The sequence below is a fragment of the Amycolatopsis tolypomycina genome, from assembly GCF_900105945.1.
GTDB classification, from domain to species: domain Bacteria; phylum Actinomycetota; class Actinomycetes; order Mycobacteriales; family Pseudonocardiaceae; genus Amycolatopsis; species Amycolatopsis tolypomycina.
In genome coordinates, this window is the sequence record NZ_FNSO01000004.1 from 7,479,125 (window position 1) to 7,505,676 (window position 26,552).

General features: G+C 70.8%; 28 protein-coding genes and 1 pseudogene. 17 read left to right on the plus strand and 12 right to left on the minus strand.

The genetic code is table 11. The features are described from left to right. Positions 1-102: 102 nt before the first annotated feature. Entirely contained in the window at positions 103-1,290 is a 1,188-nt protein-coding gene (locus tag BLW76_RS44090; RefSeq protein ID WP_091318293.1) for an ROK family transcriptional regulator, read from the minus strand. A gap of 132 nt (positions 1,291-1,422) precedes the next feature. On the opposite strand from BLW76_RS44090, the gene BLW76_RS44095 reads away from it, so the two are divergent. The 6 genes and pseudogenes from BLW76_RS44095 (at position 1,423) to BLW76_RS50275 (ending at position 8,847) form a co-directional block, all read left to right on the plus strand. After that, complete coding sequence (locus BLW76_RS44095) at positions 1,423-2,658, plus strand: ROK family transcriptional regulator (RefSeq protein ID WP_091318294.1); 1,236 nt, start codon at positions 1,423-1,425, stop codon at positions 2,656-2,658. Between the two features lie 690 nt (positions 2,659-3,348). Then, entirely contained in the window at positions 3,349-4,560 is a 1,212-nt protein-coding gene (locus BLW76_RS44100; RefSeq protein ID WP_091318296.1) for a glycoside hydrolase family 16 protein, read from the plus strand. 18 nt (positions 4,561-4,578) lie between these two features. Next, positions 4,579-5,646: a glycoside hydrolase family 75 protein gene (locus BLW76_RS44105; RefSeq protein ID WP_244170612.1), complete on the plus strand. Its 1,068-nt coding sequence runs from the start codon at positions 4,579-4,581 to the stop codon at positions 5,644-5,646. Beyond that, positions 5,643-7,493, plus strand: coding sequence for a ricin-type beta-trefoil lectin domain protein (locus tag BLW76_RS44110; protein ID WP_091318298.1), 1,851 nt, complete (start codon positions 5,643-5,645; stop codon positions 7,491-7,493). Before BLW76_RS44105 ends, BLW76_RS44110 begins: the two co-directional genes overlap by 4 nt. Positions 7,494-7,605: 112 nt before the next feature. Further along, positions 7,606-7,884, plus strand: a pseudogene (locus BLW76_RS50270) (ricin-type beta-trefoil lectin domain protein); the annotation flags it as partial. Positions 7,885-7,983: 99 nt separating this feature from the next. Next, positions 7,984-8,847 (plus strand): chitinase, encoded by an 864-nt coding sequence (locus BLW76_RS50275; RefSeq protein WP_244170613.1) that lies wholly within the window; start codon positions 7,984-7,986, stop codon positions 8,845-8,847. Positions 8,848-9,100: 253 nt separating this feature from the next. Here the strand turns inward: BLW76_RS50275 and BLW76_RS44120 are convergent, their stop codons facing one another. Beyond that, on the minus strand, positions 9,101-9,823 hold the full coding sequence (locus BLW76_RS44120) for a GntR family transcriptional regulator (protein ID WP_091318299.1): 723 nt from the start codon (positions 9,821-9,823) through the stop codon (positions 9,101-9,103). Between the two features lie 115 nt (positions 9,824-9,938). Between BLW76_RS44120 and BLW76_RS44125 the strand changes: the two genes are divergently transcribed. Genes BLW76_RS44125 through BLW76_RS44145 form a run of 5 tightly spaced genes read left to right on the plus strand, consistent with a single transcriptional unit; the run spans position 9,939 to position 14,196 of the window. Further along, positions 9,939-11,183: an MFS transporter gene (locus BLW76_RS44125; protein WP_091318300.1), complete on the plus strand. Its 1,245-nt coding sequence runs from the start codon at positions 9,939-9,941 to the stop codon at positions 11,181-11,183. Between the two features lie 11 nt (positions 11,184-11,194). Then, positions 11,195-11,989, plus strand: a complete 795-nt coding sequence (locus tag BLW76_RS44130; protein WP_091318302.1) for a putative hydro-lyase — start codon at positions 11,195-11,197, stop codon at positions 11,987-11,989. 1 nt (position 11,990) lies between these two features. Next, on the plus strand, positions 11,991-12,740 hold the full coding sequence (locus tag BLW76_RS44135) for a LamB/YcsF family protein (RefSeq protein WP_091318304.1): 750 nt from the start codon (positions 11,991-11,993) through the stop codon (positions 12,738-12,740). Further along, positions 12,737-13,348: a 5-oxoprolinase subunit B family protein gene (locus tag BLW76_RS44140; RefSeq protein ID WP_091318305.1), complete on the plus strand. Its 612-nt coding sequence runs from the start codon at positions 12,737-12,739 to the stop codon at positions 13,346-13,348. Before BLW76_RS44135 ends, BLW76_RS44140 begins: the two co-directional genes overlap by 4 nt. Further along, the gene (locus BLW76_RS44145) at positions 13,345-14,196 is read left to right on the plus strand and encodes a 5-oxoprolinase subunit C family protein (protein WP_091318307.1); all 852 of its coding nucleotides are present in this window, start codon (positions 13,345-13,347) and stop codon (positions 14,194-14,196) included. The genes BLW76_RS44140 and BLW76_RS44145 overlap by 4 nt, the downstream gene beginning before the upstream one ends. Here the strand turns inward: BLW76_RS44145 and BLW76_RS44150 are convergent. Then, positions 14,189-14,446 (minus strand): hypothetical protein, encoded by a 258-nt coding sequence (locus BLW76_RS44150; RefSeq protein WP_091318308.1) that lies wholly within the window; start codon positions 14,444-14,446, stop codon positions 14,189-14,191. The genes BLW76_RS44145 and BLW76_RS44150 overlap by 8 nt on opposite strands. Beyond that, positions 14,439-14,792 carry a hypothetical protein gene (locus tag BLW76_RS44155; protein ID WP_091318310.1) on the minus strand — a complete coding sequence of 118 codons (354 nt, stop codon included), beginning with the start codon at positions 14,790-14,792 and terminating at the stop codon, positions 14,439-14,441. Before BLW76_RS44155 ends, BLW76_RS44150 begins: the two co-directional genes overlap by 8 nt. Before the next feature lie 78 nt (positions 14,793-14,870). On the opposite strand from BLW76_RS44155, the gene BLW76_RS44160 reads away from it, so the two are divergent. Next, entirely contained in the window at positions 14,871-15,452 is a 582-nt protein-coding gene (locus tag BLW76_RS44160) for an ArsR/SmtB family transcription factor (protein ID WP_091318312.1), read from the plus strand. Here the strand turns inward: BLW76_RS44160 and BLW76_RS44165 are convergent. The 6 genes from BLW76_RS44165 to BLW76_RS44190 form a co-directional block, all read right to left on the minus strand. Next, positions 15,449-16,072, minus strand: coding sequence for an alpha-ketoglutarate-dependent dioxygenase AlkB family protein (locus BLW76_RS44165; RefSeq protein WP_208613501.1), 624 nt, complete (start codon positions 16,070-16,072; stop codon positions 15,449-15,451). The two genes, BLW76_RS44160 and BLW76_RS44165, sit on opposite strands and share 4 nt — an antisense overlap. A gap of 247 nt (positions 16,073-16,319) precedes the next feature. Further along, entirely contained in the window at positions 16,320-17,378 is a 1,059-nt protein-coding gene (locus tag BLW76_RS44170; RefSeq protein ID WP_091318315.1) for an alcohol dehydrogenase catalytic domain-containing protein, read from the minus strand. A gap of 20 nt (positions 17,379-17,398) precedes the next feature. Further along, entirely contained in the window at positions 17,399-17,731 is a 333-nt protein-coding gene (locus BLW76_RS44175) for a transcriptional regulator (RefSeq protein WP_167384931.1), read from the minus strand. Positions 17,732-17,803: 72 nt separating this feature from the next. Beyond that, positions 17,804-18,622: an LLM class flavin-dependent oxidoreductase gene (locus tag BLW76_RS44180; RefSeq protein WP_091318319.1), complete on the minus strand. Its 819-nt coding sequence runs from the start codon at positions 18,620-18,622 to the stop codon at positions 17,804-17,806. A 140-nt stretch (positions 18,623-18,762) separates the two neighbouring features. Continuing rightward, positions 18,763-19,446: a metal-dependent transcriptional regulator gene (locus tag BLW76_RS44185; protein ID WP_086839591.1), complete on the minus strand. Its 684-nt coding sequence runs from the start codon at positions 19,444-19,446 to the stop codon at positions 18,763-18,765. Positions 19,447-19,486: 40 nt separating this feature from the next. Further along, positions 19,487-19,927: a GNAT family N-acetyltransferase gene (locus BLW76_RS44190; RefSeq protein WP_091318320.1), complete on the minus strand. Its 441-nt coding sequence runs from the start codon at positions 19,925-19,927 to the stop codon at positions 19,487-19,489. A 55-nt stretch (positions 19,928-19,982) separates the two neighbouring features. Here BLW76_RS44190 and BLW76_RS49090 point away from each other — a divergent pair, with 55 nt between their 5' ends. Next, the gene (locus BLW76_RS49090; RefSeq protein ID WP_167384932.1) at positions 19,983-20,300 is read left to right on the plus strand and encodes a hypothetical protein; all 318 of its coding nucleotides are present in this window, start codon (positions 19,983-19,985) and stop codon (positions 20,298-20,300) included. Between the two features lie 4 nt (positions 20,301-20,304). On the opposite strand, the gene BLW76_RS44200 is transcribed toward BLW76_RS49090, so the two are convergent. After that, entirely contained in the window at positions 20,305-21,891 is a 1,587-nt protein-coding gene (locus BLW76_RS44200; RefSeq protein ID WP_091318322.1) for an amidohydrolase, read from the minus strand. A gap of 47 nt (positions 21,892-21,938) precedes the next feature. Here BLW76_RS44200 and BLW76_RS44205 point away from each other — a divergent pair, with 47 nt between their 5' ends. Genes BLW76_RS44205 through BLW76_RS44220 form a run of 4 tightly spaced genes read left to right on the plus strand, consistent with a single transcriptional unit; the run spans position 21,939 to position 25,234 of the window. Next, positions 21,939-22,676, plus strand: coding sequence for an enoyl-CoA hydratase/isomerase family protein (locus BLW76_RS44205; protein ID WP_091318323.1), 738 nt, complete (start codon positions 21,939-21,941; stop codon positions 22,674-22,676). Continuing rightward, positions 22,673-24,223 carry an ATP-dependent acyl-CoA ligase gene (locus BLW76_RS44210; protein WP_091318325.1) on the plus strand — a complete coding sequence of 517 codons (1,551 nt, stop codon included), beginning with the start codon at positions 22,673-22,675 and terminating at the stop codon, positions 24,221-24,223. The genes BLW76_RS44205 and BLW76_RS44210 overlap by 4 nt, the downstream gene beginning before the upstream one ends. Continuing rightward, positions 24,220-24,855 (plus strand): TetR/AcrR family transcriptional regulator, encoded by a 636-nt coding sequence (locus BLW76_RS44215; RefSeq protein WP_091318327.1) that lies wholly within the window; start codon positions 24,220-24,222, stop codon positions 24,853-24,855. Before BLW76_RS44210 ends, BLW76_RS44215 begins: the two co-directional genes overlap by 4 nt. Before the next feature lie 58 nt (positions 24,856-24,913). Further along, positions 24,914-25,234: a hypothetical protein gene (locus BLW76_RS44220; RefSeq protein WP_086839577.1), complete on the plus strand. Its 321-nt coding sequence runs from the start codon at positions 24,914-24,916 to the stop codon at positions 25,232-25,234. A gap of 61 nt (positions 25,235-25,295) precedes the next feature. On the opposite strand, the gene BLW76_RS44225 is transcribed toward BLW76_RS44220, so the two are convergent. Further along, a complete protein-coding gene (locus tag BLW76_RS44225; protein ID WP_091318329.1) occupies positions 25,296-26,465 on the minus strand; it encodes an acyl-CoA dehydrogenase family protein in 1,170 nt (389 codons plus the stop codon). Between the last annotated feature and the right edge of the window lie 87 nt (positions 26,466-26,552).

The following is a 26,552-nucleotide window of genomic DNA, read 5'->3' on the forward strand; positions in this document are numbered from 1 at the left end:
ACGTCAATAACACGGGGGTAACTTTTTGTGCCTAAGTTTAAGTACTGAAAGAACCGGCGGTCTGGACCTGTTGACCGACCCACCCCTTGCGCGGCAAGGGTTTCAGCCGGTGCGGCCGCCGTTCGCGAGCAGCTGGACGATCGGCAGGGTCGCCGCGCCCAGCGCCACCGCCTCGGGCCCGAGCCTGCCGAGGACGACCTGGGTGCGCTCGGCCAGGTAGCCGAGGGCGTGCCGGCCCACGGCGTCGCGCACCGCGGGCAGGATCGCCGGTCCCATGATCGCCCCGGCGGAGCCGGAAAGCACCACCCGATCGGGGCTGAGCAGGTTGATCAGGTTCGCGATGCCGATGCCCAGGTACTCGCCCGTCTCGGCGAGCACGTCGGCAGCCGGGCCGCCACCCTCGGCTTCGGCCACGATCCGCGCCAGCTCGACGTCGCTTTCGTCCCCGATGACCGGTTCCGCGCCGACGCGGTCGGCGTAGCTGCGGACGACGGCTTCGGTGCCGACGTAGGCCTCCAGGCAGCCGTGCGAGCCGCACCGGCAGGCCGCCCCGGCCGCCCTGACGACGGTGTGGCCCCACTCGCTGGTCGTGATGCCGGGGTGCGACCGCCCGGCCGTCGCGACAGCCGCCCCGACGCCGACGCCGAGCAGGGCGACGATGGCGCGTTCGGCGCCCCGGCCGGCGCCGCGCCAGGTCTCGGCCTGGCCGAGGGTGCGGGCGCGGTTGTCCAGGTGGAGGGGCGCTTGGATGTGCGGGTGGATCAGCTCGGCGAAGTCGACGCCGCGCCAGCCGAGGGTGGGCGCGTGCACGATCCCGCCGTCGCGGACCGCGCCGGGCACGCCGATGCCGACGCCGAACACCGCGTCCGGATCGCCGCCTTCGAGCACTTCGGCGATGCCGGTGCGCACCAGCCCGGCCACTTCGTCCGGGTCGAGCCGGGTGCCGACCAGCGGGTGGCGCACGGTTCCGAGGGTGCCGAGCGCGCAGTCGAAGAGGCCGACCTCGACGTGCGTCTCGCTGACGTCGACGCCCACGACGTGCCCGAAGTCGGCCCGCACGGCCAGCAGCGTCCGCGGCCGCCCGCCGTCCGATTCGACCGATCCGGCCTCGGCGACGACGCCGTCCGCGATGAGCTCGGAGACGACGTTGGTAACGGTGGCGGCCGACAGTCCCGATTCAGCTACCAGTTCCAGTCTGCTGACGGGACCGCGGAGGTAGAGCGAGGAGAGCAGCGCCGCACGGTTGTGCCGCCTGAGGTCACGGGTCGTCTGGCGCACCACCTGGGTCACCGGGAGGATTCTGCCAGACCGCGGCCCCGCCACCATGGGTTCGGGACTTAGTTCACCACTTAATACATAGCCACAACTTACGGCGATCAGGCATCCTGTCAGTGAGCCGGTAAGAAGTTAGATGGGTTGCCCATGGCGAGCAAGCGCACCACCGTCCGTGATCTGCGGCGGCACAACCGATCCCTGCTGCTGTCGAAACTGTACTTCGACGGCCCGCTGTCGAGGCACGAACTCAGCCAGCTCACCGGATTGAGTGCCGCCACGGTCAGCAACGTGACCGCCGAACTGGGCGAAGAACGCCTCATCACCGAAGCGGGCCAGGTCGAGTCGGACGGCGGACGGCCGCGCGTGCTGCTGCGCGTCGACCCGGCGTACGGGCACGTCGCGGGCGTCGACATCGGTGAAACGGGCGTCAAGGTCGAGCTGTTCGACCTGGCGATGAACCGCCTCGCCACGGTCGAGCACCCGCTCCCGAAGGCACCGGACCCGGCGACGGCGGTCGAGCAGGTGACGTCCGGGCTGCGCGAGGTGTTCGCGAGCGCGGCCATCGACGAATCGGCCGTCCTCGGCGTCGGCATCGGCGTCCCGGGCACGGTCGAGCAGGGCGCGCGGGTCCTGGTCCACGCCCCGACGGTCGGCTGGGACGGGGTGCCGTTCGCCGCGCTGCTGCAGGACGCCGGCGTGGGCCTGCCCCTGTTCGTGGACAACGGCGCGAAGACCCAGGGCCAGGCGGAGATGTGGTTCGGCGCCGGCCGCGGAGCCCGCCACGCGGTGATAGCGCTGATCGGCTCGGGAGTGGGCGCGGCGGTGGTGACGGACGGAACGACGTACCGAGGATCGACGAGCAGCGCGGGCGAGTGGGGCCACACCACGATCGCGTACGGCGGCCAGGAGTGCCGCTGCGGCTCGCGGGGGTGCCTGGAGGCGTACATCGGCGCGGGCGCGGTGCTGGCGCGGTATCGCAAGGCCCGCGGCAAGGACATCACGGGCGAGGACGAGCAGGCCCAGTTCTCGGCCCTGCTGGCAGCGGCCCCCAAGTCCAAGACGGCGGCCCGGGTACTCGACGAGACGGCGGGTTACCTGGGCGCGGGCATCGCCAACTTGATCAACTTGTTCAACCCGGAGCGCATCGTGATCGGCGGCTGGGCAGGACTGGCCCTGGGCGAGCAGCTCCTACCCCGCATCCGAGCAGCGGCGGGCGAGCACGCCCTGCGGCACCCGTTCAGCCAGACATCGATCCAACTGGGGTCCCTGGGGCTGGACGCGGTGGCCACGGGCGCGGCAACGCTCCCGGTGGCGGACCTGCTGGAGCAGGGAGCAACGTCGAGGCTGGCCAAGCCGGGAGCACCGGACTCCGACGCGGCGTGAGTGCGGGGGTGGTTGTCGCGGTGAGTTGACGGGCAAGGCTTGGGCGGGGCGCCTTCAGTGCGGGGTGGTGACGCGATCACCGTTCGGTGATCAACGCGGTCCTGTGGAGACTCCCTGCGGCGTGACCTGCCCGACCGCCACGGCCCCTGGAAAGCCGCGCACGAGTGGCTGCGGTCGTGCTCCCAGCGCCCCCAGCCAGCGCCCGCCCCCAGCCAGCGCCCGCCCCCAGCCAGCGCCCGCCCTCCCAGGGGGTCCATCCCCGCTCCAGCGTATCGGCACCGCCCGACGAAAACCGGCGCAAAACCCCCACCCGGCCCGCCTTGTCCACACCCCCACCCAGTTGTGGACAAGGCGGCCACCAACGCTGCCGGCCGGGCTTCGGGGTGCCGGCGAACACCGCCCGAAGCAGCACCCGTGCCCCACTGAGCGGGACCACGGCAGCGACCCGAACCCACCCTTAATTCGGGTTGAAAAAAAATGACCGCCCGACGGTTGCCGCGCTTGTCTGGACCATGCATACTTTGTTGCCAGACACAACAAAGCACCCGCCGAGCCCGCCTCCGCCAAGGAGCGCAAGCCGGCTGATCGGTCACGCCTGCCGCCGCCCCGGCAGGCCGGGCCACCCTCCCCTCCCCGCGTTCCGTGCTGCGCGCGGAACGCCGTTCCCCCACGGCGAAAGAGGCGACAACGATGTCCACCTCGAAGAAAAACCGCTGGGCGGCACTCCTCGCCGCCTGCTCCCTGCTCCTCCTCGGGCAGCAAGTCCTGAACCCGGTGCCGGCCGCAGCGGCCGCCACCTTCACGGACGACTTCAACGGCCCCGCGGGCGCCGCCGTCGACGGGTCGAAGTGGCAGCTCGAAACCGGCGACAACGTCAACAACCACGAGCGGCAGTACTACACCTCCGGCACCAACAACGCCCAGCTCGACGGCCAGGGCCACCTCGTCATCACCGCCAAGAAAGAGAACCCCGGCAACTACAACTGCTGGTACGGCCGCTGCGAGTACACCTCCGCGCGCCTCAACACCGCCGGCAAGTTCAGCCAGGCCTACGGCCACTTCGAAACCCGCATGAAACTCCCGCGCGGACAGGGCATGTGGCCCGCCTTCTGGATGCTCGGCGGCGGGAACTGGCCCACCGACGGCGAAATCGACATCATGGAGAACGTCGGCTTCGAGCCGAACACGGTGCACGGCACCCTCCACGGCCCCGGCTACTCCGGCGCCGGTGGCATCGGCGCCGCCTACAACGGCCCGAACTTCTCCGACGACTTCCACACCTACGCCATCGACTGGGCGCCCAACCAGATCAAGTGGTACGTCGACGGCAACCTCTACCAGACGCGCACGCCGTCGGACCTCAACGGCAACCGCTGGGTGTACGACCACAACTTCTTCCTCATCCTCAACCTCGCCGTCGGCGGGTACTGGCCCGGCGATCCCAACAGCAGCACGCAGTTCCCGCAGCAGCTGATCGTCGACTACGTGCACGTCACGAACACCTCGAGCAGCGGCGGCGGCCGCACCGGCACGATCACCGGCATCGGCGGCAAGTGCGTCGACGTCGCCGGCGCGAACACCGCCAACGGCACGCCGATCCAGATCACCGACTGCAACGGCAACGCCGCGCAGAGCTGGACCGTCGGCACCGACGGCACCATCCGCGCCCTCGGCAAGTGCATGGACGTCTCCGGCGCCGGCACCGCGGACGGCACACCCGTACAGCTCTACGACTGCAACGGAACCGGCGCCCAGCAGTGGGTCGTCACCGGCGCACGGGACATCGTGAACCCGAACGCGAACAAGTGTCTCGACGCGACGGGCAACAGCTCCGCGAACGGCACCCGCCTGCAGATCTGGACCTGCGGCGGCGGCGCGAACCAGAAGTGGACCACTCCCTGATCCCATGAGGAGAATCAAGTGCGGCGAATCCTCGTCGCGCTAATGGGGTGTGCCCTGTTAGCGCTTTCCTTCCTCACCACCGGTTCCGCGCAGGCCACGGCCAACGCGGGCCCGTCGGCGAGCCAGCTGCTCGCCAAAACCCAGTCCTGCCAGCAGATATCGAACGGCCGGTACTCCTTCGACGAAGGCGGCGCGGCCACCGTGCCCGTCTGCCAGGGCAACGGCGCGGTGTTCTTCACCGCCGACATGGACATCGACTGCGACGGCGTCCGCACCACGCAGTGCAACGAGAACACCGACTGCTGCTTCTACCCGGACACCGCCTTCCACACCTCGACCGACCAGCCGCTCAACGCGGCACAACTCCCCTACGTCGTCCTTCCCCAACCGACGTCCACATGGGACTACCGCAACTACGGCATCGACGGCGGCTCGGTCGTGGCCGTGATCTACAACAACCAGGTGACCTACGCGGTCGTCGGCGACACCGGGCCGACGAGCATCATCGGTGAGGCCTCCTACGCCACCGCCGTCAGCCTCGGCATCAACCCCGACCCGAAGAACGGCGGCACCGAGGGCCCGGTGACGTACATCGTCTTCCCGAACACGCGCGTCAACCCGATCGAGCACCACGCCAACGCGGTCAGCCTCGGCGAGCAGGTCGCGACGCAGTTCGCCGGCGGCACGACGACACCGCCCACGCAGGGCACCGGACAGATCACGGGCATCGGCGGCAAGTGCGTCGACATCGCCGGCGCGAACAACGCCAACGGCACCGCCGTCCAGCTCTACGACTGCAACGGCACCAACGCTCAACAGTGGACAGTCGGCAGCGACGGATCCCTGCAGGCACTGGGCAAGTGCCTCGACGTCACCAGCGCGGGCACGGCGAACGGCACGCAGATCCAGCTCTGGGACTGCAACGGCTCCAACGCCCAGAAGTGGACGGCCAACGCGGCGAAGAACCTCGTCAACACCGGGTCCGGCAAATGCCTCGACGCCACCGGCAACTCCAGCGCCAACGGCACCCGGCTCCAGATCTGGACCTGCGGCTCCGGCACGAACCAGAAGTGGACGCTCCCATGAGAAAACGTGCTCTCCTGGCCACCGTGGCGGTTGCCGTGGCCACCTTCGCCGCACCCGCGCAGGCCGCGGGCGAGACCGTCAACATCTGGCTCACCACGACCAGCGACGCGGGCGGCCGCCAGGTCACCCGCGGCCTCCAGCAGCAGACGCCGGTCACGTTCGCCTCGGGCACCGGCACCGGCGGCGTGACCATCAACGTCAACGAAAACACCACCTACCAACAGTTCGAAGGCGGCGGAGCGTCCTTTACGGACACAGCGGCGTGGCTGATGAACTCCAGCGGCGCGCTGTCCCAGGCCACCCGCGACGACACCATGCGCAAGCTGTTCGACCCGAACAGCGGCATCGGGCTGAGCTTCATCCGCAACCCGCTCGGCGCGTCCGACCTCGCCCGCTACAGCTACACCTTCGACGACATGCCGGCCGGCCAGACCGACCCGAACCTGACGCGCTTTTCGATCGCCCACGACCAGGCCGACGTGCTGCCGCTGACCAAGCAGGCCAAGCAGCTCAACCCGCAGGCCAAGGTGATGGCATCGCCGTGGAGCGCACCGCCGTGGATGAAGGACAACGACAGCTACCTGCTGGGCTGGGTCGAATCGCAGTACTACCCGGCCTACGCGCAGTACTTCGTCAAGTACATCCAGGCCTACCAGTCCGCGGGCGTGCCGATCGACTACGTTTCGATGCAGAACGAGCCGACGTGCTGCGCGAGCTACCCGTCGACCAACTGGAACGGCGCCGGGCTGGCGTACTTCGCGAAGAACAACCTGCTGCCCGCGCTGCAGGGCGCCGGACTGTCCACAAAGGTCCTCGCGCTCGACTGGAACTGGGACACCTACGCGTCCTACGGCGCGCCCACGCTCGACGACCCGGCCATCCGCACCCACCCGAACTTCGGGGGCGTGGCCTGGCACGGCTACGGCGGCAACATCGCCCAGCAGACGACCACGCACAACCAGTACCCGAACGTCAACGCCTACTCCACCGAGCACTCCGGCGGGACCTGGATCTCGAACCAGCAGGCCGAAGACATGAACAACATCGTCGACTACACGCGCAACTGGTCCAAGAGCTTCGTCAAGTGGAGCCTCGGCGTCGACCAGAACATGGGCCCGCACAACGGCGGCTGCGGCACCTGCACCGGCCTGATCACCGTCCACAACGGAGACTCGCGCAGCGGACAGGTCGACTACACCGTCGAGTACTACACCATGGGCCACCTGACGAAGTTCGTGAAGCCGGGCGCGTACCGGATCGACTCGAACGACAACGCGACCGTCCGCAACGTCGCCTGGAAGAACCCCGACGGCTCGAAGGCACTGATCGCGTACAACTCGGGCACCGGGAACCAGAGCGTGCGTGTGAACTGGGGCAACTCGTCGTTCACCTACACCCTGCCCGGCCGCACCTCGGCGACGTTCACCTGGAGCGGCAACCAGGGCAACAGCGGGGGCGGCGGCAAGACCGGCCCGATCACCGGCCTGGGCGGGAAGTGCATCGACGTCGCCGGCGCGAGCAGCACCAACGGCACCGCGGTCCAGCTCTACGACTGCAACGGCTCGGGCGCTCAACAGTGGACAGTCGGCACCGACGGGACCCTGAAAGCGCTCGGCAAGTGCCTCGACGTCACCGGACAGTCCACAGCGGACGGAGCGCAGCTCCAGCTCTGGGACTGCGGCGGCACGGCCAACCAGCGATGGGCGGCCACCGCGGCCCGGGACCTCGTCGGCGCGGGCTCGAACAAGTGCGTCGACGCGACCGGCAACTCCAGCGCCAACGGCACCCGGCTGCAGATCTGGACCTGCACGGGCGCCGCCAACCAGAAGTGGAACGTACCCGCATGAAGATGACAGCAGCTCTGAGCGCCCTGGTCGCCGCTTCGGCGCTGGTGCTCGCTCGGGCGTCGCGCAGGCGGCGACCGGCCCGATCACCGGCATCGGCGGCAAGTGCGTCGACATCGCCGGCGCGAACAACGCCAACGGCACCGCCGTCCAGCTCTACGACTGCAACGGCACCAACGCTCAACAGTGGACAGTCGGCAGCGACGGATCCCTGCAGGCACTGGGCAAGTGCCTCGACGTCACCAGCGCGGGCACGGCGAACGGCACGCAGATCCAGCTCTGGGACTGCAACGGCTCCAACGCCCAGAAGTGGGCGGCCAACGCGGCGAAGAACCTCGTCAACACCGGGTCCGGCAAATGCCTCGACGCCACCGGCAACTCCAGCGCCAACGGCACCCGCCTGCAGATCTGGACGTGTGCGACCACGGCCAACCAGCAGTGGACGCTGCCGGGCGGCGGCACCACCCCGCCGCCCGGCCCGGGCGTGATGGCCGTGGCGCCGTACCTCTACAACGGCTGGGGCGACCCGCCGGACCCGGCGACGATCATGAGCGCGACCGGGGTCAAGTGGTTCACGCTGGCGTTCATCCTGTCCAACGGCTACTGCAACCCGCAGTGGGACGGCGGCCGCGCGCTCACCGGCGGTGTCGACCAGAACACGATCAACACCATCCGGGCGAACGGCGGCGACGTCATCCCCTCGTTCGGCGGCTACTCCGGCAACAAGCTGGAGTCGTCGTGCGGCAGCGCGGGCGAGCTGGCGGCGGGCTACCAGAAGGTGATCAACGCCTACGGCCTCAAGGCGATCGACATCGACATCGAGGCCGACGCCTACAGCAACCCGACGGTGCAGCAGCGCACGGTCGACGCGCTGAAGACGGTCCGGGCGAACAACCCGGGCATCAAGCTCTACGTCACCTTCGGCACCGACCAGTCCGGACCGGACAACAGCCTGGTCAACCGGGCGGCGCAATCGGGTCTCACGGTCGACGGCTGGGTCATCATGCCGTTCGACTTCGGCGGCGCGGGCCAGAACATGGGCACGTTGACGCAGCGGGCGGCCGAAGGCCTGAAGAACGTCGTCAAGAGCGCGTACGGCTACGACGACGACACGGCCTACCGGCACATGGGCATCTCGTCGATGAACGGGATCACCGACGTCGGCGAGACGGTCACGCTCGCCGACTTCACCACGATCCTGGGCTACGCGAACACCCACCACCTGGCCCGGTTGACGTTCTGGTCGGCCAACCGCGACCGCCCGTGCCCCGGCGGCTACCCGAACAACGACACCTGTTCCGGCGTCTCGCAGCAGGCGTGGGACTTCACGAGGATCTTCGCCCGCTACTCCGGCTGAGCGAAGGGCTGCCGGGCCGCGGCCCTGGGGAAGCGGCGACCCGGCAGCAGGGGGGTGCCGCCTGCCGCTGGGGGTCTCCGGCGGCGGAACCCGCTCCCGAGGTTATCGACCGGGGGTCGCGTCCGGCTCGTGCTCGGACCGTCCGGACGCGAACCCTGCCCAAACGCCCCAATGTGGCGTTGGTTGCGTCCAACGCACCGAACGCCACATTGGGTGCGCTGGACGCACCGAACGCCACATTGGGGCGCTCTGGTCACTCCGCCGCGCTGGCCGCCCGGGCCGCGGCCGCGCGGTCGGCGTACGCGCCCACCAGCTGCTCCTCCGCGTCGTCGAGGTACTTCATCAGCAGCTGCTCCGCGCCCGGGCCGTCGCCGGCCTCGACGCGGTCGAGGATCTCGTGGTTGCGCGGCAGGTAGCGCTCGTGGAAGCGCCGCGGCTCGGCCATGATGTGGAACACCAGCCGCAGCTCGGCGGTCAGCCTGCCGACCAGCTCGTTCACCCGCTCGCTGCCGGACAGCGCGGCCAGCTCCTGGTGGAACCACACGTTCGCGGTGCCGAGGTCCTTCCAGTTGCCGGTGCGCGCGGCCTCGTCGCCGATGTCGACCTTCTCCTTGATCCGCGCGAAGGTCGCCGGCTTGGCCTTCAGCCCGCGGACCGCCGCGCACTCGATGATCTTGCGCACCCGGTAGATGTCGACGACGTCCTCGACGCTCGGGATGCGGACGAAGACCCCGCGGTTGAGCTCGTGGGCGAGCAGCCGCTCGTGCGTGAGCAGCCGGAACGCTTCGCGCAGCGTGTTGCGCGAGACGCCGAGCGCGTTGCCGATGTCGTGCTCCGACAGCCGGCCGCCGGGCAGGAAGAACCCCTCCGCGATGCGGTTGCGGAGGACGCCGGCGACCCGCTCGGCCGTGCTCTTGCGCGTGACGAGGCCGCGATCGGCTTCGAGGCCCGTGACGCCGCTGTCTTCGATGACCACGTCCCCATGCTACCCAGCTTGCAGAGGACGATCTAATTGCCGTCTTGTGGAATTGTTCAACAATCTCTACCGTGTGAGGCACGCCACGATGAGAGACACTGGCCAGGAGGTGCCCATGACTGCCACAACCGCTACCGAGGCCCGGCCGTTCGACTGGTTCCGCACACTCGGCAAACGTGGCCGCCGCGCCTTCGCCGGCGCGTTCGGCGGGTACGGCCTGGACTCGTTCGACTACCAGACCCTGCCGCTCGGCCTGGCCGCGATCACCGCGTACTTCGGCATCTCGAGCGGCGAAGCCGGCCTGCTCGGCACGACGACGCTGGTCGTGTCGGCCATCGGTGGCGTCGGGGCCGGCATGCTGGCCGACCGGATCGGCCGCGTCCGCACCCTCCAGATCACCATCGCGATGTACACGATCTTCACCGTGCTCTGCGGCTTCGCGCCCAACTTCGAGACGCTGCTCGTCTTCCGCGCGCTGCAGGGCCTGGGCTTCGGCGGCGAGTGGGCGGCCGGCGCGGCGCTGGTCGCCGAGTACTCGCAGGCCAAGTACCGCGGCCGGACCGTGGCCTTCGTGCAGAGCGCGTGGGCGGTCGGCTGGGGGCTCTCGGTGATCGTCTACACCGTCGTGTTCAGCGTGGCCAGCGACGACGTGGCCTGGCGGATCATGTTCTGGACCGGCGTCATCCCGGCCGTGCTCGTGCTGTGGGTCCGCAAGAGCGTCCAGGACGCGCCGCGCGCCGAAGAGCGGCTGAAGACCGAACGCCCGAAGGGCACTCTGAAGCAGATCTTCAAGGGCGACCTCCTGCGCACGACGTTCTTCGCCGCGCTGCTGGCCACCGGCGTCCAGGGCGGCTACTACACGATCTCGACGTGGCTGCCGTCGTACCTGAAGAAGACGCGCGAGCTGACCGTGATCGGCACCGGCGGCTACCTCGCGTTCCTCATCACCGGCGCCTTCGTCGGGTACGTCTGCGGCGGCTACCTGACCGACCTGCTGGGGCGCAAGAAAACCTTCCTGACGTTCGCGCTGCTCTCGGCCGCGCTGATCGTCGCGTACACGCAGATCCCCAAGGGCGCCAACGGTCTCGTGCTGGTGCTCGGCTTCCCGCTCGGCTTCTCGATGTCCGCGATCTTCAGCGGCTTCGGGGCGTTCCTCGCCGAGCTGTACCCGACGGCACTGCGCGGCACCGGGCAGGGCTTCACGTACAACTTCGGCCGCGCGGTCGGGGCGATCTTCCCGACGATCGTCGGCTTCCTCGGCGCGGGCGGCGCGATCGTGTTCGGTGCGCTCGGGTACGGCATCGCTGTCCTGGCCCTGCTCGGCCTCCCGGAGACCCGGGGCATCGAACTCGTCGACTGAGGGGGATTCCCATGACGACCTTTGACGAACCGGCCACCTACACGCCGGCGCAGGCCCGGGCGGCGTTCCGCACCGGCACCGCGCACCCGACGACCGGCTGGGCCAACGGCTTCACCCAGACCAACCTGATCGCCGTGCCCGAGGACTGGGCCTACGACGTCCTGCTGTTCTGCACCCGCAACCCGCAGGCGTGCCCGCTGCTCGACGTCACCGACCCCGGCGACCCGGCCACCCGCCTGGCCGAGGGCGCGGACCTGCGCACCGACCTGCCGCGCTACCGCATCTGGCAGAACGGCGTCCTGGCCGGCGAGGTGTCGGACGCGACAGGCCTGTGGCGCAGCGACATGGTCGCCTTCTCGATCGGCTGCAGCTTCACGTTCGAGACGGCGCTGGCCGCCGAGGGCATCCCGCTGCGGCACGTCGACCAGGGCCGCAACGTCGCGATGTACGTGACGAACCGGCCGTGCGAGCCGGCCGGGCGGCTGTTCGGGCCGCTGGTGGTGTCGATGCGGCAGATCCCGGCGGACCGCGTCGCCGACGCCGTCCGGATCACCCGCGCGATGCCCGCCGTGCACGGCGCGCCGGTGCACATCGGCGACCCGCGCGCGCTCGGCATCCACGACCTTTCGCGGCCGGACTTCGGTGATCCGGTGGACGCGGAGCCGGGTGACGTCCCGGTGTTCTGGGCCTGCGGGGTCACCCCGCAGGCGGCGCTGATGGCGTCGCGGCCTCCCTTTGCGATCACCCACGCACCGGGGTACATGTTCATCACCGATCGGGACGACAGCGAATACCGGGTGGGCTGAAATGGATCTGAACAGCGATCTCGGCGAGGGCTTCGGCGCCTGGAAGATGGGCGACGACGAAGCCATGCTCGACATCGTGACCAGCGCGAACATCGCGTGCGGCTTCCACGCCGGCGACCCGTCGGTGATGCGGCGGGTGTGCGAGCTGGCGGCCGAACGCGGTGTCGCGATCGGCGCGCACGTCGGCTACCGCGACCTGGCCGGCTTCGGCAGGCGCGCGCTCGCCATCGCGCCGGACGACCTGGCGGACGAAGTGCTGTACCAGATCGGTGCGCTCGACGCGTTCGCCCGCGCGGCCGGCAGCCGCGTGACGTACGTGAAGCCGCACGGCGCGCTGTACAACACCGCGGCGGTGGACAGCGAGAAGGCGGCGGCGATCGTCGACGGCCTGCGCCGTTACGACCCCGCGCTGGCGCTGCTCTGCCTGCCGGACTCGGAAATGCAGCGGGAGGCGGAGAAAGCCGGCGTCGTCGCGTACGCGGAGGCGTTCGCGGACCGGGCCTACACCGCCGACGGCAAGCTGGTGCCGCGCGGGCGGCCGGGCGCGGTCCTGCACGACGCCGACCTGGTCGCCGAGCGCGCGGTCGGCATGGCGACCGGCGGCGTCGTCACGGAGAACGGCACCAAGCTCGAGCTGCGCCCGGATTCCCTGTGCGTGCACGGGGACACGCCGGGCGCGGTCGAGCTGGCCCGGCGGATCGAGGAGGCCCTGATCGAGGCGCGCATCCCGCTCGGGGCGTTCACCGGATGACCGTCCGGCTCCTGCCGTGCGGGCGGCGCGCGGTGCTGGTGGAACCGGACGACGTCCTGGGGTACCAGGCAGCGTTGTCCCGCCTCGCTCCGGAAGGCGTCGAAGAGCTGGTCCCGGCGGCCCGGACCCTGCTGGTGCGGTACGACCCCACGGTGACGAACGCGGAACGGCTGGGCGCGCTGCTGCGTCAGGTGTCCCCTGTGGACAGTGTCACGGCCGACGCGGGCGAGGTGGTGATCCCGGTGGTGTACGACGGTGAAGACCTGGCCGACGTCGCCGAGGAGACGGGGTCGAGCGTGGCCGAGCTGGTTTCGCGGCACACCGCGGGGACGTACGTCTCGGCGTTCTGCGGTTTCGCGCCCGGGTTCGCGTACCTGACCGGCTCGGACCCGGCCCTGCACGTGTCCCGCCGGTCGTCGCCGCGCACGCGGATCCCGGCGGGCTCGGTGGCGATCGCGGGCGAGTACAGCGCGGTCTACCCGAGCGCGTCCCCGGGTGGCTGGCGGTTGCTGGGCCGCACGGACGTGCCGGTGTGGGACGTCGAGCGCGACCCGCCGAACCTGCTGCCGCCGGGCACCCGGGTCCGGTTCACGGCGGTGCCGTCGTGAAGCTCGAAGTGGTGCGGCCCGGGTTCGCGACGACGGTGCAGGACCTCGGCCGCCCGGGTCACGCGGCCCTCGGCGTCGGCCGCTCCGGCGCGGCCGACCGCGCGTCGTTCCGCCTGGCGAACCGGCTGGTCGGCAACCCCGCCGGGGCGGCGGCCCTGGAGGTGACGCTCGGCGGCTTGGTGCTGCGGGCGTCCGGGGTGACGACGGTGGCGGTCACCGGCGCGCCGTGCCCGCTCTCGAAGGGCGGCCCCAACGGGCCGATCACGTTGTGGCCGGGGGAAGAACTGGCGCTGGGCACGGCGGCGTCGGGCCTGCGGTGTTACGTCGCGGTGCGCGGCGGCATCGACGTCCCGCCGGTGCTCGGTTCCCGCGCGACGGACACGCTGGGCAAGCTCGGCCCACCGCCGGTGACGGCCGGGATGCTGCTGCCGATCGGCCCGGCGCCGCGCTCGTTCCCCGTCGTGGACCTCGCGCCCCGGGCGGCGTTGCCCGCGGAACCGGTGCTGCGCGTGACACCGGGCCCGCGTCGCGACTGGTTCGCGGCGCCGGACGAGCTGCTGTCCACTGTGTACACGGTGTCCCCGGACTCGGACCGCGTCGGCATCCGCCTGACCGGGCCGGCGCTGGCCCGCGCCCGCCACGACGAACTGCCGTCGGAGGCGTGCGTGCCGGGCTCGCTGCAGGTGCCGCCCTCGGGCCGGCCGATCCTCTTCCACGCCGACCACCCGACAACGGGCGGCTACCCGGTGATCGCGGTCGTCGAGGAGGAGGACCTCGACCTGGCCGCCCAGCTGCGGCCGGGCCAGACAGTGCGCTTCACCCCCACCGAGGGCGGCACTTTCACGTGAAAGTGCCGCCCTGCCACTCACGACCGGTGCAGCAGATCAGCCAGGCGACGTTGGTGACCGCGATCGCGAGCCACGCCGCCCAGGCCGCGCCCGGGGCCAGCCAGGTGGTGGCGACCCCCAGTGCCACCGTCACCACCACCGGCCACGCGCGCCGCGGCCGGCGTGGCCGCCGCTCCGCGAAGTAGGCGTCCAGGGCCTCCGCGACCTGGTCGTCGATCTCGTCACGCAGCCGCGGGTCCAGTTCAGACATGCGCCGGCGCCGGCCGCGGCACGGCCACCGTCAGGCAGGCCAGCGCCAGCGGTACCTCCAGACCGGCCATGAGCAGCGAAAACACCACGTCGTCGCCGGCCGTCACCACGTCGAACCAGGCGTCGGCCAGCAGCAGTGTCGCCGTGGCCGTCGCGACCAGTGGCGTCCGTGCGTCGCCGCGGCCCAGCAGCCAGGCCGTGAGCAGCAGGCCGGCGGCTTCCGCCGCGTCGAAGCCCGTCCAGGCCAGCCGCCAGTGCTGCGCCGCCACGACGTCCGGCAGCGTCGTCCCCAGTACCGCGATCCACGGCAGCAGGCACAGACCCGCCGCCCAGAACAGCTTCTTCATCGCAACCCCCGATCTCCCGATCCAAGGTAGCCGATTGCAGAGATTCTCTGCAAATAATCTCTGTAGTACGCTCCCGGCATGGTCGAACGTCCCGCAAAGCGCGTGCTCACCGGCGCGGATCTCAAGGCCTTCCACAAGGCACTGGCCAATCCCGTGCGCCGGGACATCCTCGGCTACCTGGGTAAACACGGCGAAGCGAACTCGACGAGCGTCGCGAAGGCGCTCGGCGAGAGCACCGGGACGACCAGCTACCACCTGCGCAAGCTCGCCGACCTGGAGCTGATCGAAGAGCTCACCGACCGCGGAGACGGCCGCGAGCGCTGGTGGAAGGCGCGGTCGAAGGACATCTACACCCCACCCGGCCTCGACCTGGCGCCCGACGAGCGCGAAGCGATGCTCAAGCTCGGCGCGCTCAAGCTGAGTCACGACCTGGGCCTGGTCACGCGGGCCTACGTGGGCTACGACAGTTCCGCGGGCTGGAACCGGATCGAACGCGGCGGGCTCCACCTGACGAAGGAGCAGGTCACGGCGTTCGTCGAGGAGTACCACGACCTGGTGTGGAAGTACGCCTCCGAGCCGGGACACCACCCCGAGGGCTCGCGGGGCATCGCCGTCCGGCTGATCGTGGTGCCGGAGGAAGACGAGTCCACAGAGGACTAGAGGCCGGACACCCGCAGCGTGATGTTCAGCCGGCCGTCGAGGCCCAGTGCCGGGTCCGCCGTACCCGGCAGGGTCTTCGGCACGCCGTGGTAGGCGAGCCGGGACGGGCCGCCGAACACGAACACGTCACCCGAGCGCAGCTCGACGTCGGTGTACGGGCGGCCGCGGGTTTCGGTGTTGCCGAAGCGGAACACGCACGCGTTGCCCAGGCTGAACGACACCACCGGCTCCAGGCTGCGCTCGTCCTTGTCCTGGTGCAGCCCCATTTTCGCGGTGGCGTCGTAGAAGTTGACCAGCGCGACGTCCGGCTCGTAAGGCCGGGCCTCGCCGTACGCCGCCGCCAGCGCGCGGCGGCCGAGTTCGCCGAGCCAGTCCGGGAACGGCAGCACCGGCGTCCCGTCGCCGGTCGTGCGCGAGTAGCCGTACGGGTACCAGTGCCAGCCGAGGCAGACGGACTGCACCGACATCACGCCGCCGTTGGGCAGCCGGGTGTGGCGGTAGCCGGTCCAGCCGCGGCAGGCCGCGACCAGTTCGCGCTGCTCGTCGAAGCCGAGCCAGCCGGGCAGGTGCACCGCCCCGGGCGCGAGCTCGGCGCGCGGGCGCGGCAGGAGGGCGTCCATCACCTCGATTGTGCCGGAGACTCCCGGCGCACACGTTCCGTGGTCGTCGAGGGCACCACGCGATAACCGCGGAACGTGACGCCCGCGGTGGCGAACAGCCGCAGGAACCGCCCCAAAAGACCAACGGGACGGTCCTGCGGCCGCGTCCCCTCGCTCTGGGCCACCATCGTTCGACGTTCCCACACCTGAATGTCACAAACCAGCGTGAATCAGCTACAAACGGGTCTCTTGACCTCGGCGCCGCCGATCACTCACGGAATGTCACCACGGTGACGCCCGCCTGCGCCGGAACGGGGTTGTTCATCGCGGCCAGCGCGGCCGGGACGTCGTCGAGCCCGATGCGCCTGCCGATCAGCGCGGCGAGGTCGATGCCCGCGGTCTCGACGACGCGCAGCAGCTCCGGGTACTCGTGTGCTTGCAGCCCGTGGATGCCGACCAGCTCCAGCTCGCCGCCGACGACCCGGTGCATCGGGATCGGCGCGATGCCCTGTGCGGGCGGCATCAGCCCGGCCTGGACGTGCCGGCCACGCTTGCGGAGGCTGCCGACCGACGCCGCGCAGGTCGACGGCGAGCCGAGGCAGTCGAGCGAGACGTGCGTGCCGCCGCCGGTCAGCTCGCGCACGTGCGCGGCGACGGCTTCCGGGCCGTCGAAGGCCGAGGAATCCACGGTGACGGCGGCACCCGACTTCGCGGCCAGCCGCAGGGCCGCCGCCGAGACGTCGACCGCGACGACCTTGGCACCCGCCGCGACGGCCAGCAGCACCGCGGAGATCCCGACGCCGCCGCAGCCGTAGACGGAGACCCACTGGCCCGCGGTGACGCGTCCCTGCCGCAGCACCGCGCGGAACGCCGTCCCGAACCGGCAGCCCAGCGCCGCGGCCTCGGCGGCGCCCAGCGAGTCCGGCAGCGCGACCAGGTTCGTCTCGGCGTGCTCGACGGCGACGCGCTCGGCGAACGAGCCCCAGTGCGTGGCGCCGGGCTGGAACTCGCGGTCGCAGATCTGCTGGTCACCGCGGGCGCACTGGGCGCACGTCCCGCAGGCGCAGACGAACGGCACGGTGACGCGCGCGCCGAGTTCCCAGCCCCGGACGCCTTCGCCGAGCGCGACGATCCGGCCGGCGAGCTCGTGCCCGGCGACGTGCGGCAGCGTGACGGCGGCGTCGTGCCCCTGCCAGGTGTGCCAGTCGCTGCGGCACACGCCGGTGGCGTCGACCTCGATCACCGCACCGCCCGGCGCGGCCACCGGCTCCGCCACGTCCCGCACGACGGGCGGGGCGCAGAACTCCTCCATCACGACAGCTCGCATGGCGCGAGCCTAACGGCCGCTCAGTTGAGCGCGTGGAACCGCGTTCTCGCCCGCGGCGGGCCGAGGAGCTTGCTGAGCGAGCCGTCCGGCACGTTCAGGATGTCCTCGAGATTCCGCAGGGCCTCCAACGATTCCGGCCGCTCGGGCCGGCACCGTCCTGATTGCCAGTGGCTGAGGGTGGCCAGGCTGACCGTGGTTCCCCTGCCGCGCAAGCGATAGCGGATCCGCTCGAGGCCGAGGCCGCGGGCCCGGATCGCCGCCCGCAGGGCCACGTCGAACGGTCCGGCTGCCAGCAGCCGGCTCAGCTCCGCCTGTTCCCCCCGGTCGATGGTGCGTGTTCGCTGACCGGTCATCACAACGCTCCGAAGCACTCCCGATTACGAACATTGGAGCGTAGGCGCCGGTTCGCAAGATCGGAAGGGCCCTCACCCACCTGCCTTGCGCACCGCGTCGGCGATCGCGGCGAACGGTTCGGCGTAGCCGGAGTTGATCGTCACGTAGGAAATCCCCCACCGTTCCCGCCACCGGAGAAGGGTTTCCGCCGCCGCACCGGGATCCCCGGACAGCACGGTCACGGCACCCCCGGCGACAAGTTCGGGCACGTCGACCTTGGCGAAGCGCGCGATCGCGGGCGACGGTTCGGTGCCGACGGCCATCAGGTTCAGGCCGAGCTCGATGTCCGGCAGCCGCGGCCCGGCGAGCACACGGAATCGATCCACAATGGACTCCGCCTCGGCTTCGGTGGTCCGCGGCATCCAGGAGAACGTGACGGTGTCGGCTTCTTGCGCGGCGAGCGCCAGCATTTTCGGCCCACCGCCGGCGAGCACCAGCCGCGGCCGGTCCGGCTCGCGCTTGAGGACCGCGATGGTCTCGGCCATCCGTGTGATGCGCTCACCCGGAGAGGGGAACTCCCGGCCGAGTTCCTTCGCTTGCGCTTCCGCGCCGGGCCGCCCGACGCCGAGCCCGAGCTCGAACCGCCCGCGCGTCTGCCGGTGGAGGGTCTGCGCCTGCCAGCCGAGCGCACGCGCATCCCGGAAGGGATCGGCGAGCACGAAGGTGCCGACGGTGAGATCGATGGTGACCGCGGCGGCGGCCCCCAGCAGCACGAAGGGGTCGGCGGTCCCGACGGGATCGGTGACGAGCAGGGTGTCGAAGCCGAGCTTTTCGACGCGTTCGGCTTGAGCGGTCCAGGAGGTGAGATCGGGCGAGTGGCCGGCAACGATGCCGAAGCGGAAGGGTTTCATGCAGCCGATGCTCGCGGGCGGCGGCCTGTCACCACATCCGCTTCACGACGTCACTCGCGCGTACGCACCCCGACGTCATGAAAGAGTCGTTCATGACACCGGACGTCATGAACGGGTCGTTCATGACGTCGGGCAACCGCTCAGCGCAGGGTGACCGACAGGGCCTGCGCGATCTCCTTGCCAATGGCGTGCGTAGCCGCATCGGGCGGCGACCCGACCTTCACCACCATCGGCCCCCCGAACGGCTGCCGCTCCACGACCTCGATGCGTTCGCCCAGGTTGATGGCGTGTTCCGTGAGGTAGCGCAGCAGCTCCGGGTCGGTGTCCCAGACCCGGACGATCTCCCCCACCGCGCCCGGTGGGAGGTCGTCCAGGATGCGGACCGGCAGCTCCTCCACGCTCCCGTCCGGCGCCGGGATCGGGTCGCCGTGCGGGTCGCGGACCGGGTTGCCCAGCTTGGCCGCGATGCGCTCGACCAGCCTGTCCGACACCGCGTGCTCCAGGGCGTCGGCCTCCGCGTGGACCTCGTCCCACGTGTAGCCGAGCTCCGAAACCAGGTACGTCTCGATCAGCCGGTGGCGCCGGAGCACCGAGCGGGCCAGCAGCCTGCCGTCGGCCGTCAGCTCGATGCCGCGGTACGGCGCGTGGGTGACCAGACCCAGCTGGGACAGCTTCGTGACCATCCCCGACGCCGAGGACGGGCTGACCTCCAGCCGGCCGGCGAGCGACGCGTTGGTGACCGCCTCTCCCCGCTCGACCAGCCCGTAGATCACCCGGACGTAGTCCTCGACCGACGAGGACCTCCGGACCGAACCATCTCCCATACCGCATACGATACGGGGCCGGGTTCTTTCTCGTGAAAGTTCACGGCCGCCAGCGGTAGCGGATCCAGCCGGGCACCGGCTCGGCGCCCAGCTGCGCGTAGAACGCCTCGCCCTTTTCGTTGCCCTCCTGCATGTCCCACTCGACGCGGCCGGTCGTGCGGTTGCGCAGCTCGTCGAGCAGCTCGCCGCCGAGGCCGTGGCGGCGGTACGCGGGGCGGACGAACAGGTCGTCCAGCCAGATCCCCGGCCGGGCCTCCCACGTGGAGAAGTTCCAGCTGCAGAAGGCGAAGCCGGCGACCGTGCCGGGCTCGCCGGGCGGGGTCGCGATCAGCACCCACGCCTTCGGGTCCGGCCCGAACAGGTGCCCGCTCATCTCGGCGCGGTCCAGCTTGAGGTCGTGGTTGTCCTCGTAGACGGCGTGCTCCTCGATGAGCGCGCAGATTTCCTCGATGTCTTCGAAGACGGCGTCGCGGACGGGCATCTCGCCTCCCGTTTTTGTCGGTGGTGGTCGTTACTGTCGGTCTCGGAGGTGGTCGATGTCACCAGAGCGGAAGTTCGAGGACCTGGTCGACGAGTTCACCGGACGTCCGGGCATCACGCCACCCGGCACGACCGGCGGGTTCGGGCGCACGGCGCTGCGCGCGCACGGCCGGATCTTCGCGATGTTCGTCCGCGGGCAGCTCGTGCTCAAGCTGCCTCGGTCCCGGGTGGACGAGCTGGTCGAGGGTGGGCACGGGGTGCGCTTCGACGCCAACAAGGGCACGCCGATGAAGGAGTGGCTGGCGCTGGACCCGGGGTCGCCACACCCCTGGGCCGAGCTGGCCGAGGAAGCACTCGAACACGTGAGGAGGTGAGTCATCAGGCTTGGTAACGCAGTTCGCCGCCGACGGCGGTGCCTTGCACGGCGAGGTCGTCCAATGCGGACTCGTCCAGGGGCGAACCGGACAGCACGGCGAAGTCGGCGAGCTTCCCGGGTTCGAGCGTGCCCAGGTCACGTTCGGCGAAGGTTGCGTACGCCGAGCCGTACGTGTACGCGCGCAACGCCTGCTCCGGCGTCAGCGCCTCTTCGGGTGCGAAGGGCGCGCCTGACGCCGTGCGCCGACGCACCATGTCGGCCAGCGCGAGCAGCGGCGCGCCGTTCACGACGGGCCGGTCCGAAGACGCGGGAAGCACGCACCCCGCGTCGAGGACGCTGCGCAGCCGGTAGCACCAGGGCACGCGAGCCTCGCCGAGCGCGGCGCGCATGCCGTCGCCGAGCTCGTTGACGAACCGGCCCTGCGGCGACGGGATGAGCCCGAGCGACGCGAGGCGGGTCAGCTCCGCGGGCTGGAGCACCGCGCAGTGCTCGATGCGGTGCCGGTGGTCCGTGCGCGGCGAAGCGGCCAACGCGGCTTCGTAGGCGTCGAGGACGACGGTGATCGCGCGGTCGCCGATCGCGTGCGTCGCGATCTGCCAGCCCGCTTCGTGGGCGCGGCGGATCGTGCGGGCCAGCTCGTCCTCGGGCACCTGGAAGTAGCCGCGGTTCTCGGGCTCGCCGTCGAACGGGTCGTGCATCGCGCAGGTGCGTCCGACCAGGGAACCGTCGGCGAACAACTTCATCGGGCCGACGCGCAGCCACTCGTCGCCGAGGCCGGTGCGCAGGCCGAGGTCGAGGCCGAAGCCGGCGTCGTCGGGCAGGTCGTGGAGCATGCTCGCGGCCACCATCACCGTGCTGCGCACGCGCAGCACGCCGCGGTCGCGCGCCTGCTGGTAGGCGGCCAGCTCCGCGGGTGTCTCGCCGACCAGGCCGCCGCCGATCCCGGCCTCCTGGACGCTGGTGATGCCCTCGGCCAGGTACCGCTCGGACGCCCGCTCGAGCCCGCGCACGACCCGCTCCACCGGGGTCGGGTACGTCAGCGGCCGCAGCAGCAGCTGGGCCTGCTCGCGCAGCAGGCCGGTGGGCGAGCCGTCGTCGTCGAGCACGACGTCGCCGCCGACCGGGACGTGCGCCAGGTCGAGCCGGTCGAGCACGGCCGAGTTGACCACGGTCATGTGCCCGGACGTGTGCTTGAGCCGCACGAGCATGCCCGGCGCGGCGCGGTCCAGGCCGCGGGAGTCCGGGTGCCCGCCGACGAGCTTGTTCTGGTCGTACCCGCTGCCGACCACCCAGCTCCCGGGCGGCAGCGTCGCGGCGCGCGCGGCGACGGCGTCGTAGACCTCCGCGACGCTGCGGCAGTCGCCGAGCGGCACGTCGTCGAGGCCCATGCCGAACCACGCCATGTGGTTGTGGGCGTCGTGGAAGCCGGGCACGACGAAGCCGCCGGCCAGGTCGACGCGGGTGCGCGCCGAAAGCGACAGGGCGTCGTCCCCCAGCGCGACGACCCGGCCGTGCAGCACGGCGAGGGCGCTCGTGACGCCCGCGCCCGTCCAAAACGTGGCGTTCTCGTAAACCGCATCAACCCGCACCGGTCCGAGGCTATCGATCGATCGATCGAACGTCTAGCATCGGCCTCATGCCCACCGTGGACTTCGCCGTCGAGGACGGCATCGCGCACATCCGGCTGAACCGGCCCGAGCGGCTGAACGCGGTCGCCGCCGTCCTGGTCGACGACTTCCTCGCCGCCCTCGACGCGGCCGCGCGCAGCGACGCCCGCGTCGTCGTGCTGTCCGGGAACGGCCGGGCCTTCTGCGCCGGCCACGACCTCAAGGAACCCACCCCCGCGGGTGACTCGCGGGCGCGGCTGGACCGGCTCCAGGACGTCACGCGCCGGCTGCGCGGGCTGCGCCAGCCGGTGATCGCGGCGGTGCACGGCTACGCGATCGGCGCCGGCGCGGAGTTCGCGCTCGGCTGCGACCTGATCCTGGCCGCGGAGAACGCCGTGTTCGCGTTCCCCGAGGTCTCGCTCGGCCTGAGCGTCACCGGCGCGGCGTCGCGGCTGCTGCCGCTGCTGGTCGGCCCGCTCAAGGCGAAGGAACTCCTGCTGCTCGGCGAGCGCTTCGACGGCCGCAAGGCGGCCGAACTGGGCATGGTCAACGCCGCCGTCCCGGCCGAACAGCTCCAGGCCGAGGCGCTGAGCTGGGCGAAGCGGATCGCCGAGCACCCGCCGGCCGCCGCGGCCATGGCGAAGCGGGTCCTCGACGCGAGCACCGACATCGAGCCCGCCCTCGAGCTCGAGGTCAGCCACGCCCTGATCACCGAGCACTCGGCCGCGGTCGCCGCGTCCACCGAAGCCTTCCGGAGCCGGGCGTGACGCCGCTGGCCGAGACCGGGACCCTCGCGCAGCTCGTCACGCGGGCGGCCACGCTGTGGCCGGAGCGCACGGCCTGGATCTTCGACGAGACCGGCGAGCGCTTCACCTTCGCCGACGTCGACCGCGAAAGCTCCCGCATCGCCGCGGCCCTGGCCGAGCGCGGCATCGGCGCCGGCGACCGCGTCGCCGTCATGCTGCGCAACCAGCCGGAGTTCCCGCTGATCTGGCTCGCGCTGGCGAAGATCGGCGCGCAGCTCGTGCCGGTCAACACGAACTACCAGGAATTCGACGGCGCCCACGTGCTCCGGCATTCCGGCGCGCAACTGGCCGTCGCCGCGCCCGAGTTCACCGCCCTCCTGGAGCGGATCGGCCTCACCGAAGTCATCACCCCGGCGGCACTTTCACGTGAAAGTGCCCACCTGGGGGCGGCACTTTCACGTGAAAGTGCCGCCTTCGTGCCAGTGCCGGAGACGCCGGTCAACATCCAGTACACGTCCGGCACCACCGGCGCCCCCAAGGGCTGCGTCCTGCCGAACCGCTACTGGACGACCCTCGCGATCAGCCTGGCCACCGACTTCCCCGCGGTCGGCGCGGACGACGTCATCCTGACCGCGCAGCCGTTCCACTACATCGATCCACAGTGGAACGTCGCGTTGGGACTCGCCGGGGGCGCCACGCTCGTCGTGCTCGACCGCTTCCACCCCAGCACGTTCTGGGCGAAGGTGCGCGAGCACGGCGTCACCTGGTTCTACTGCCTCGGCCTGATGCCGACGCTGCTGCTGCGACAGGAGCCGTCCGGCGCCGACCGGGAGCACCGCGTCCGGGCGATCTGCGCGTCGGCCATCCCGCACGAGCTGCACGCCGAGCTGGAGGCCCGGTGGGGCGTGCCGTGGTACGAGGCGTTCGGGATGACCGAAACCGGCGGCGACATCCGGATGACCGCCGCCGACCACGACGAGACCGTCGGCACCGGCTGCATCGGGCGGCCGAGCCGCGACCGCGAGGTGCTGATCGCCGGCGACGACGGGAAGCCGGTGCCGCGCGGGGAAACCGGGCAGCTGCTGATCCGCGGGATCGGGCTGATGCACGGCTACCACGACGATCCGGACGCGACGGCGAAAGCGTTCGAAAACGGCTGGTTCCACACCGGCGACCTGGCCCGGATGGACACCGCCGGGCGCGTCTACTACGTCGGCCGCACGAAGGACATGATCCGCCGCAGCGGCGAGAACGTCTCCGCCGACGAGGTCGAGCGCGCGCTGCTGCTGCACCCGGCGGTGCGGCTGGCGGCCGTCGTCGCGGTGCCGGACGAGCTGCGCGGCGAGGAGATCAAGGCGTACGTCGTGTGCGACGGCGACCGGCCGGACCCGGCCGAGCTCGCCGCGTTCTGCGCCGGGAAACTGGCGTACTTCAAGGTTCCCCGGTTCTGGGCGTTCGCCGACGCGCTGCCGATGACGCCCTCGGAGCGGGTGGCGAAGGGCGAGCTGCGGAAGGTCGCCGACCCGCGCGCCGGCTGCTGGGACACCAAGGCGGAAGCATGGCTGTGAGCAGCCGGGAGCGGGTGCGCGCGGCGGCGGTGAAGCTGTTCGCCACCAAGGGCTTCCACGGCACCGGCATCCGGGATCTGGCCCAGGAGGCCGAACTCTCCTCGGCCAGCCTGTACCACTACATGGGCACCAAGGAGGATCTGCTCGCCGAGATCATGCACACCGCGCTGAACCGGCTGCTCGACGCCGCCCGCGAGGCCACCGCGAGCGGCGGCGACCCGGTGCAGCGGCTGCGGACGCTGGTCGCGCTGCACGTCCTCGCGCACGCCGCCGGCCCGGAGGAAACCCGGGTGGTGGACAACGAAGTCGACATGCTGTCCCCGGCCGCGCGCGAGCCGGTGGTGGCCCTGCGGGACGCCTACGAACGGCTGTGGGCGGCCGCGATCGACGAGGGGGTGGCGGCGGGGGTGTTCCGTGTGGAGCACCCGGCGGTGACCCGGATCGCGCTGCTCGAGATGTGCAGCGGGGTCGCGAGGTGGTATTCCCCACGTGGCCCGCTGGCCCTGGACGAGCTGGCGGAGCACTACGCGGAACTGGTGTCGAGAGCGCTGGGCTGCACGTCCGCACCCGGCGTCACCGACTTGCGGCGGTGCCGGGAAATCGTCGCGAAAGAGTGGGGAGTGTCCGTTTAGCGGCGCTTTTACCTGTGTACGCCTTGCCCAGACGGCGCGGGTGGGGGACGCTCGAAGGGTGACTGAGGAAACGATCCAACTGGAACTGGACGACTCGGGTCTCGCGCCGGGCCTCCCGGCGCCGGCACACCCCCGCGATCAGGTGCAGGATGTCCCCTATCGCCCCGTCGAGTTCCGCGATGACGATCTCCCCACCGCCCTGGAACGGTGCTCCGCCTGGCTACGGCAGGCCCAGGAGTGGCTCGGCGAGCCGCTCGACGTGCTGGCCATCCACCTCGACTACGACGACCGCCAGGGTTCGCCGTACTACGACGTGAAGCTCCTCTGCAACGAGGAGGACCTCGCGGGCGTCCCGATCGCCATCCGCAACAAGAAGTAAGCAGCTGGAAACGCCGTCAAGGCCACCCTCCCCGGGGTGGCCTTGACGGCTTTGTGCGATTTCAGCCCAGCGTGCCGCCGACCTTGACGTGCCCCTTGAGCAGGTTGCGGGCGATCGTCCGGCGCTGGATCTCGTCGGTGCCCTCGTAGATGCGCAGCAGCCGCAGCTCGCGGTACCACCGCTCGACCGGCAGCTCGCGGGTGTAGCCCATGCCGCCGTGGATCTGCAGGACGCGGTCGACGATCTCGTTGGCCTTCTGGCCGCCGTACAGCTTCGCCATCGACTGCGCGTGCCGCGAATCGAGGCCCTGGTCGACCTGCCAGGCGGCGTGCAGCACCAGCCAGCGCAGCGCTTCCAGCTCGACGCCGGAGTCGGCGATCATCCACTGGATGGCCTGCCGCTCGGCGATCTTCTGCCCGAACGTCTCGCGGGTGTTGGCGTGCTCGATGGCCATCGAGATCAGCCGCTCGCACGAGCCGATCGCGCGGGCGGGCAGCAGGTAGCGGCCCTGGCCGATCCACTGCATGGCGAGCTCGAAGCCGCGGCCCTCCTCGCCGAGGATCTGCGTCTCCGGGACGCGGACGTCCTGGAAGATCAGCGACGCGGGACCCCACTCGCCCATGGTGTCGATGTACTCGGACTTCCAGCCGGCTTCGCGGTCGACGAGGAAGCAGGTGACGCCGCCGTTCGCGCCCTTCTCCGGGTCGGTGATCGCGAACACCATGGTGAAGTCGGCTTCGTTCCCGCCGGTGATGAAGGTCTTCTCGCCGTTGATGATCCAGTCGGAGCCGTCCTTGCGGGCGGTGGTCCGGATGGCCTTGGCGTCCGACCCGGCACCCGGCTCGGTGATCGCGAAGCAGGACTTCCGCTCGCCGGAGATCGTCGGCAGCAGGTAGGTCTGCTTCTGCTCCTCGTTGGCGTGGAACAGGATGTTGTCGGCGGCGCCCCCGAAGCGGAACGGCACGAAGGTGCGGCCGAGCTCGGCCTCCAGCAGCGCGGCCATCACGGCGGACAGGCCCATGCCGCCGTACTCCTCGGGTGTGAGGACGCCCCAGAAGCCGGACTCCTTCGCCTTGAGCTGGAGGTCCTTGAGCTCCTCGCCGGTCAGGCCCGGCTGGTGGGCGCGCTCGCGCCGGAGGACTTCCTGCTCGAGCGGGACAAGCTCCCGCTGGACGAACGTGCGGACCCAGTCGCGCACTTCGCGTTCTTCGGTGCTGAGTGAAAAGTCCATGGGTGAGCTGCTCCTCCAACACTGGCTAAGCGCTTGCTTACTCCCATAGTGCGGCACGGGGCACGCTGATGCAAGGACGCCGAACAG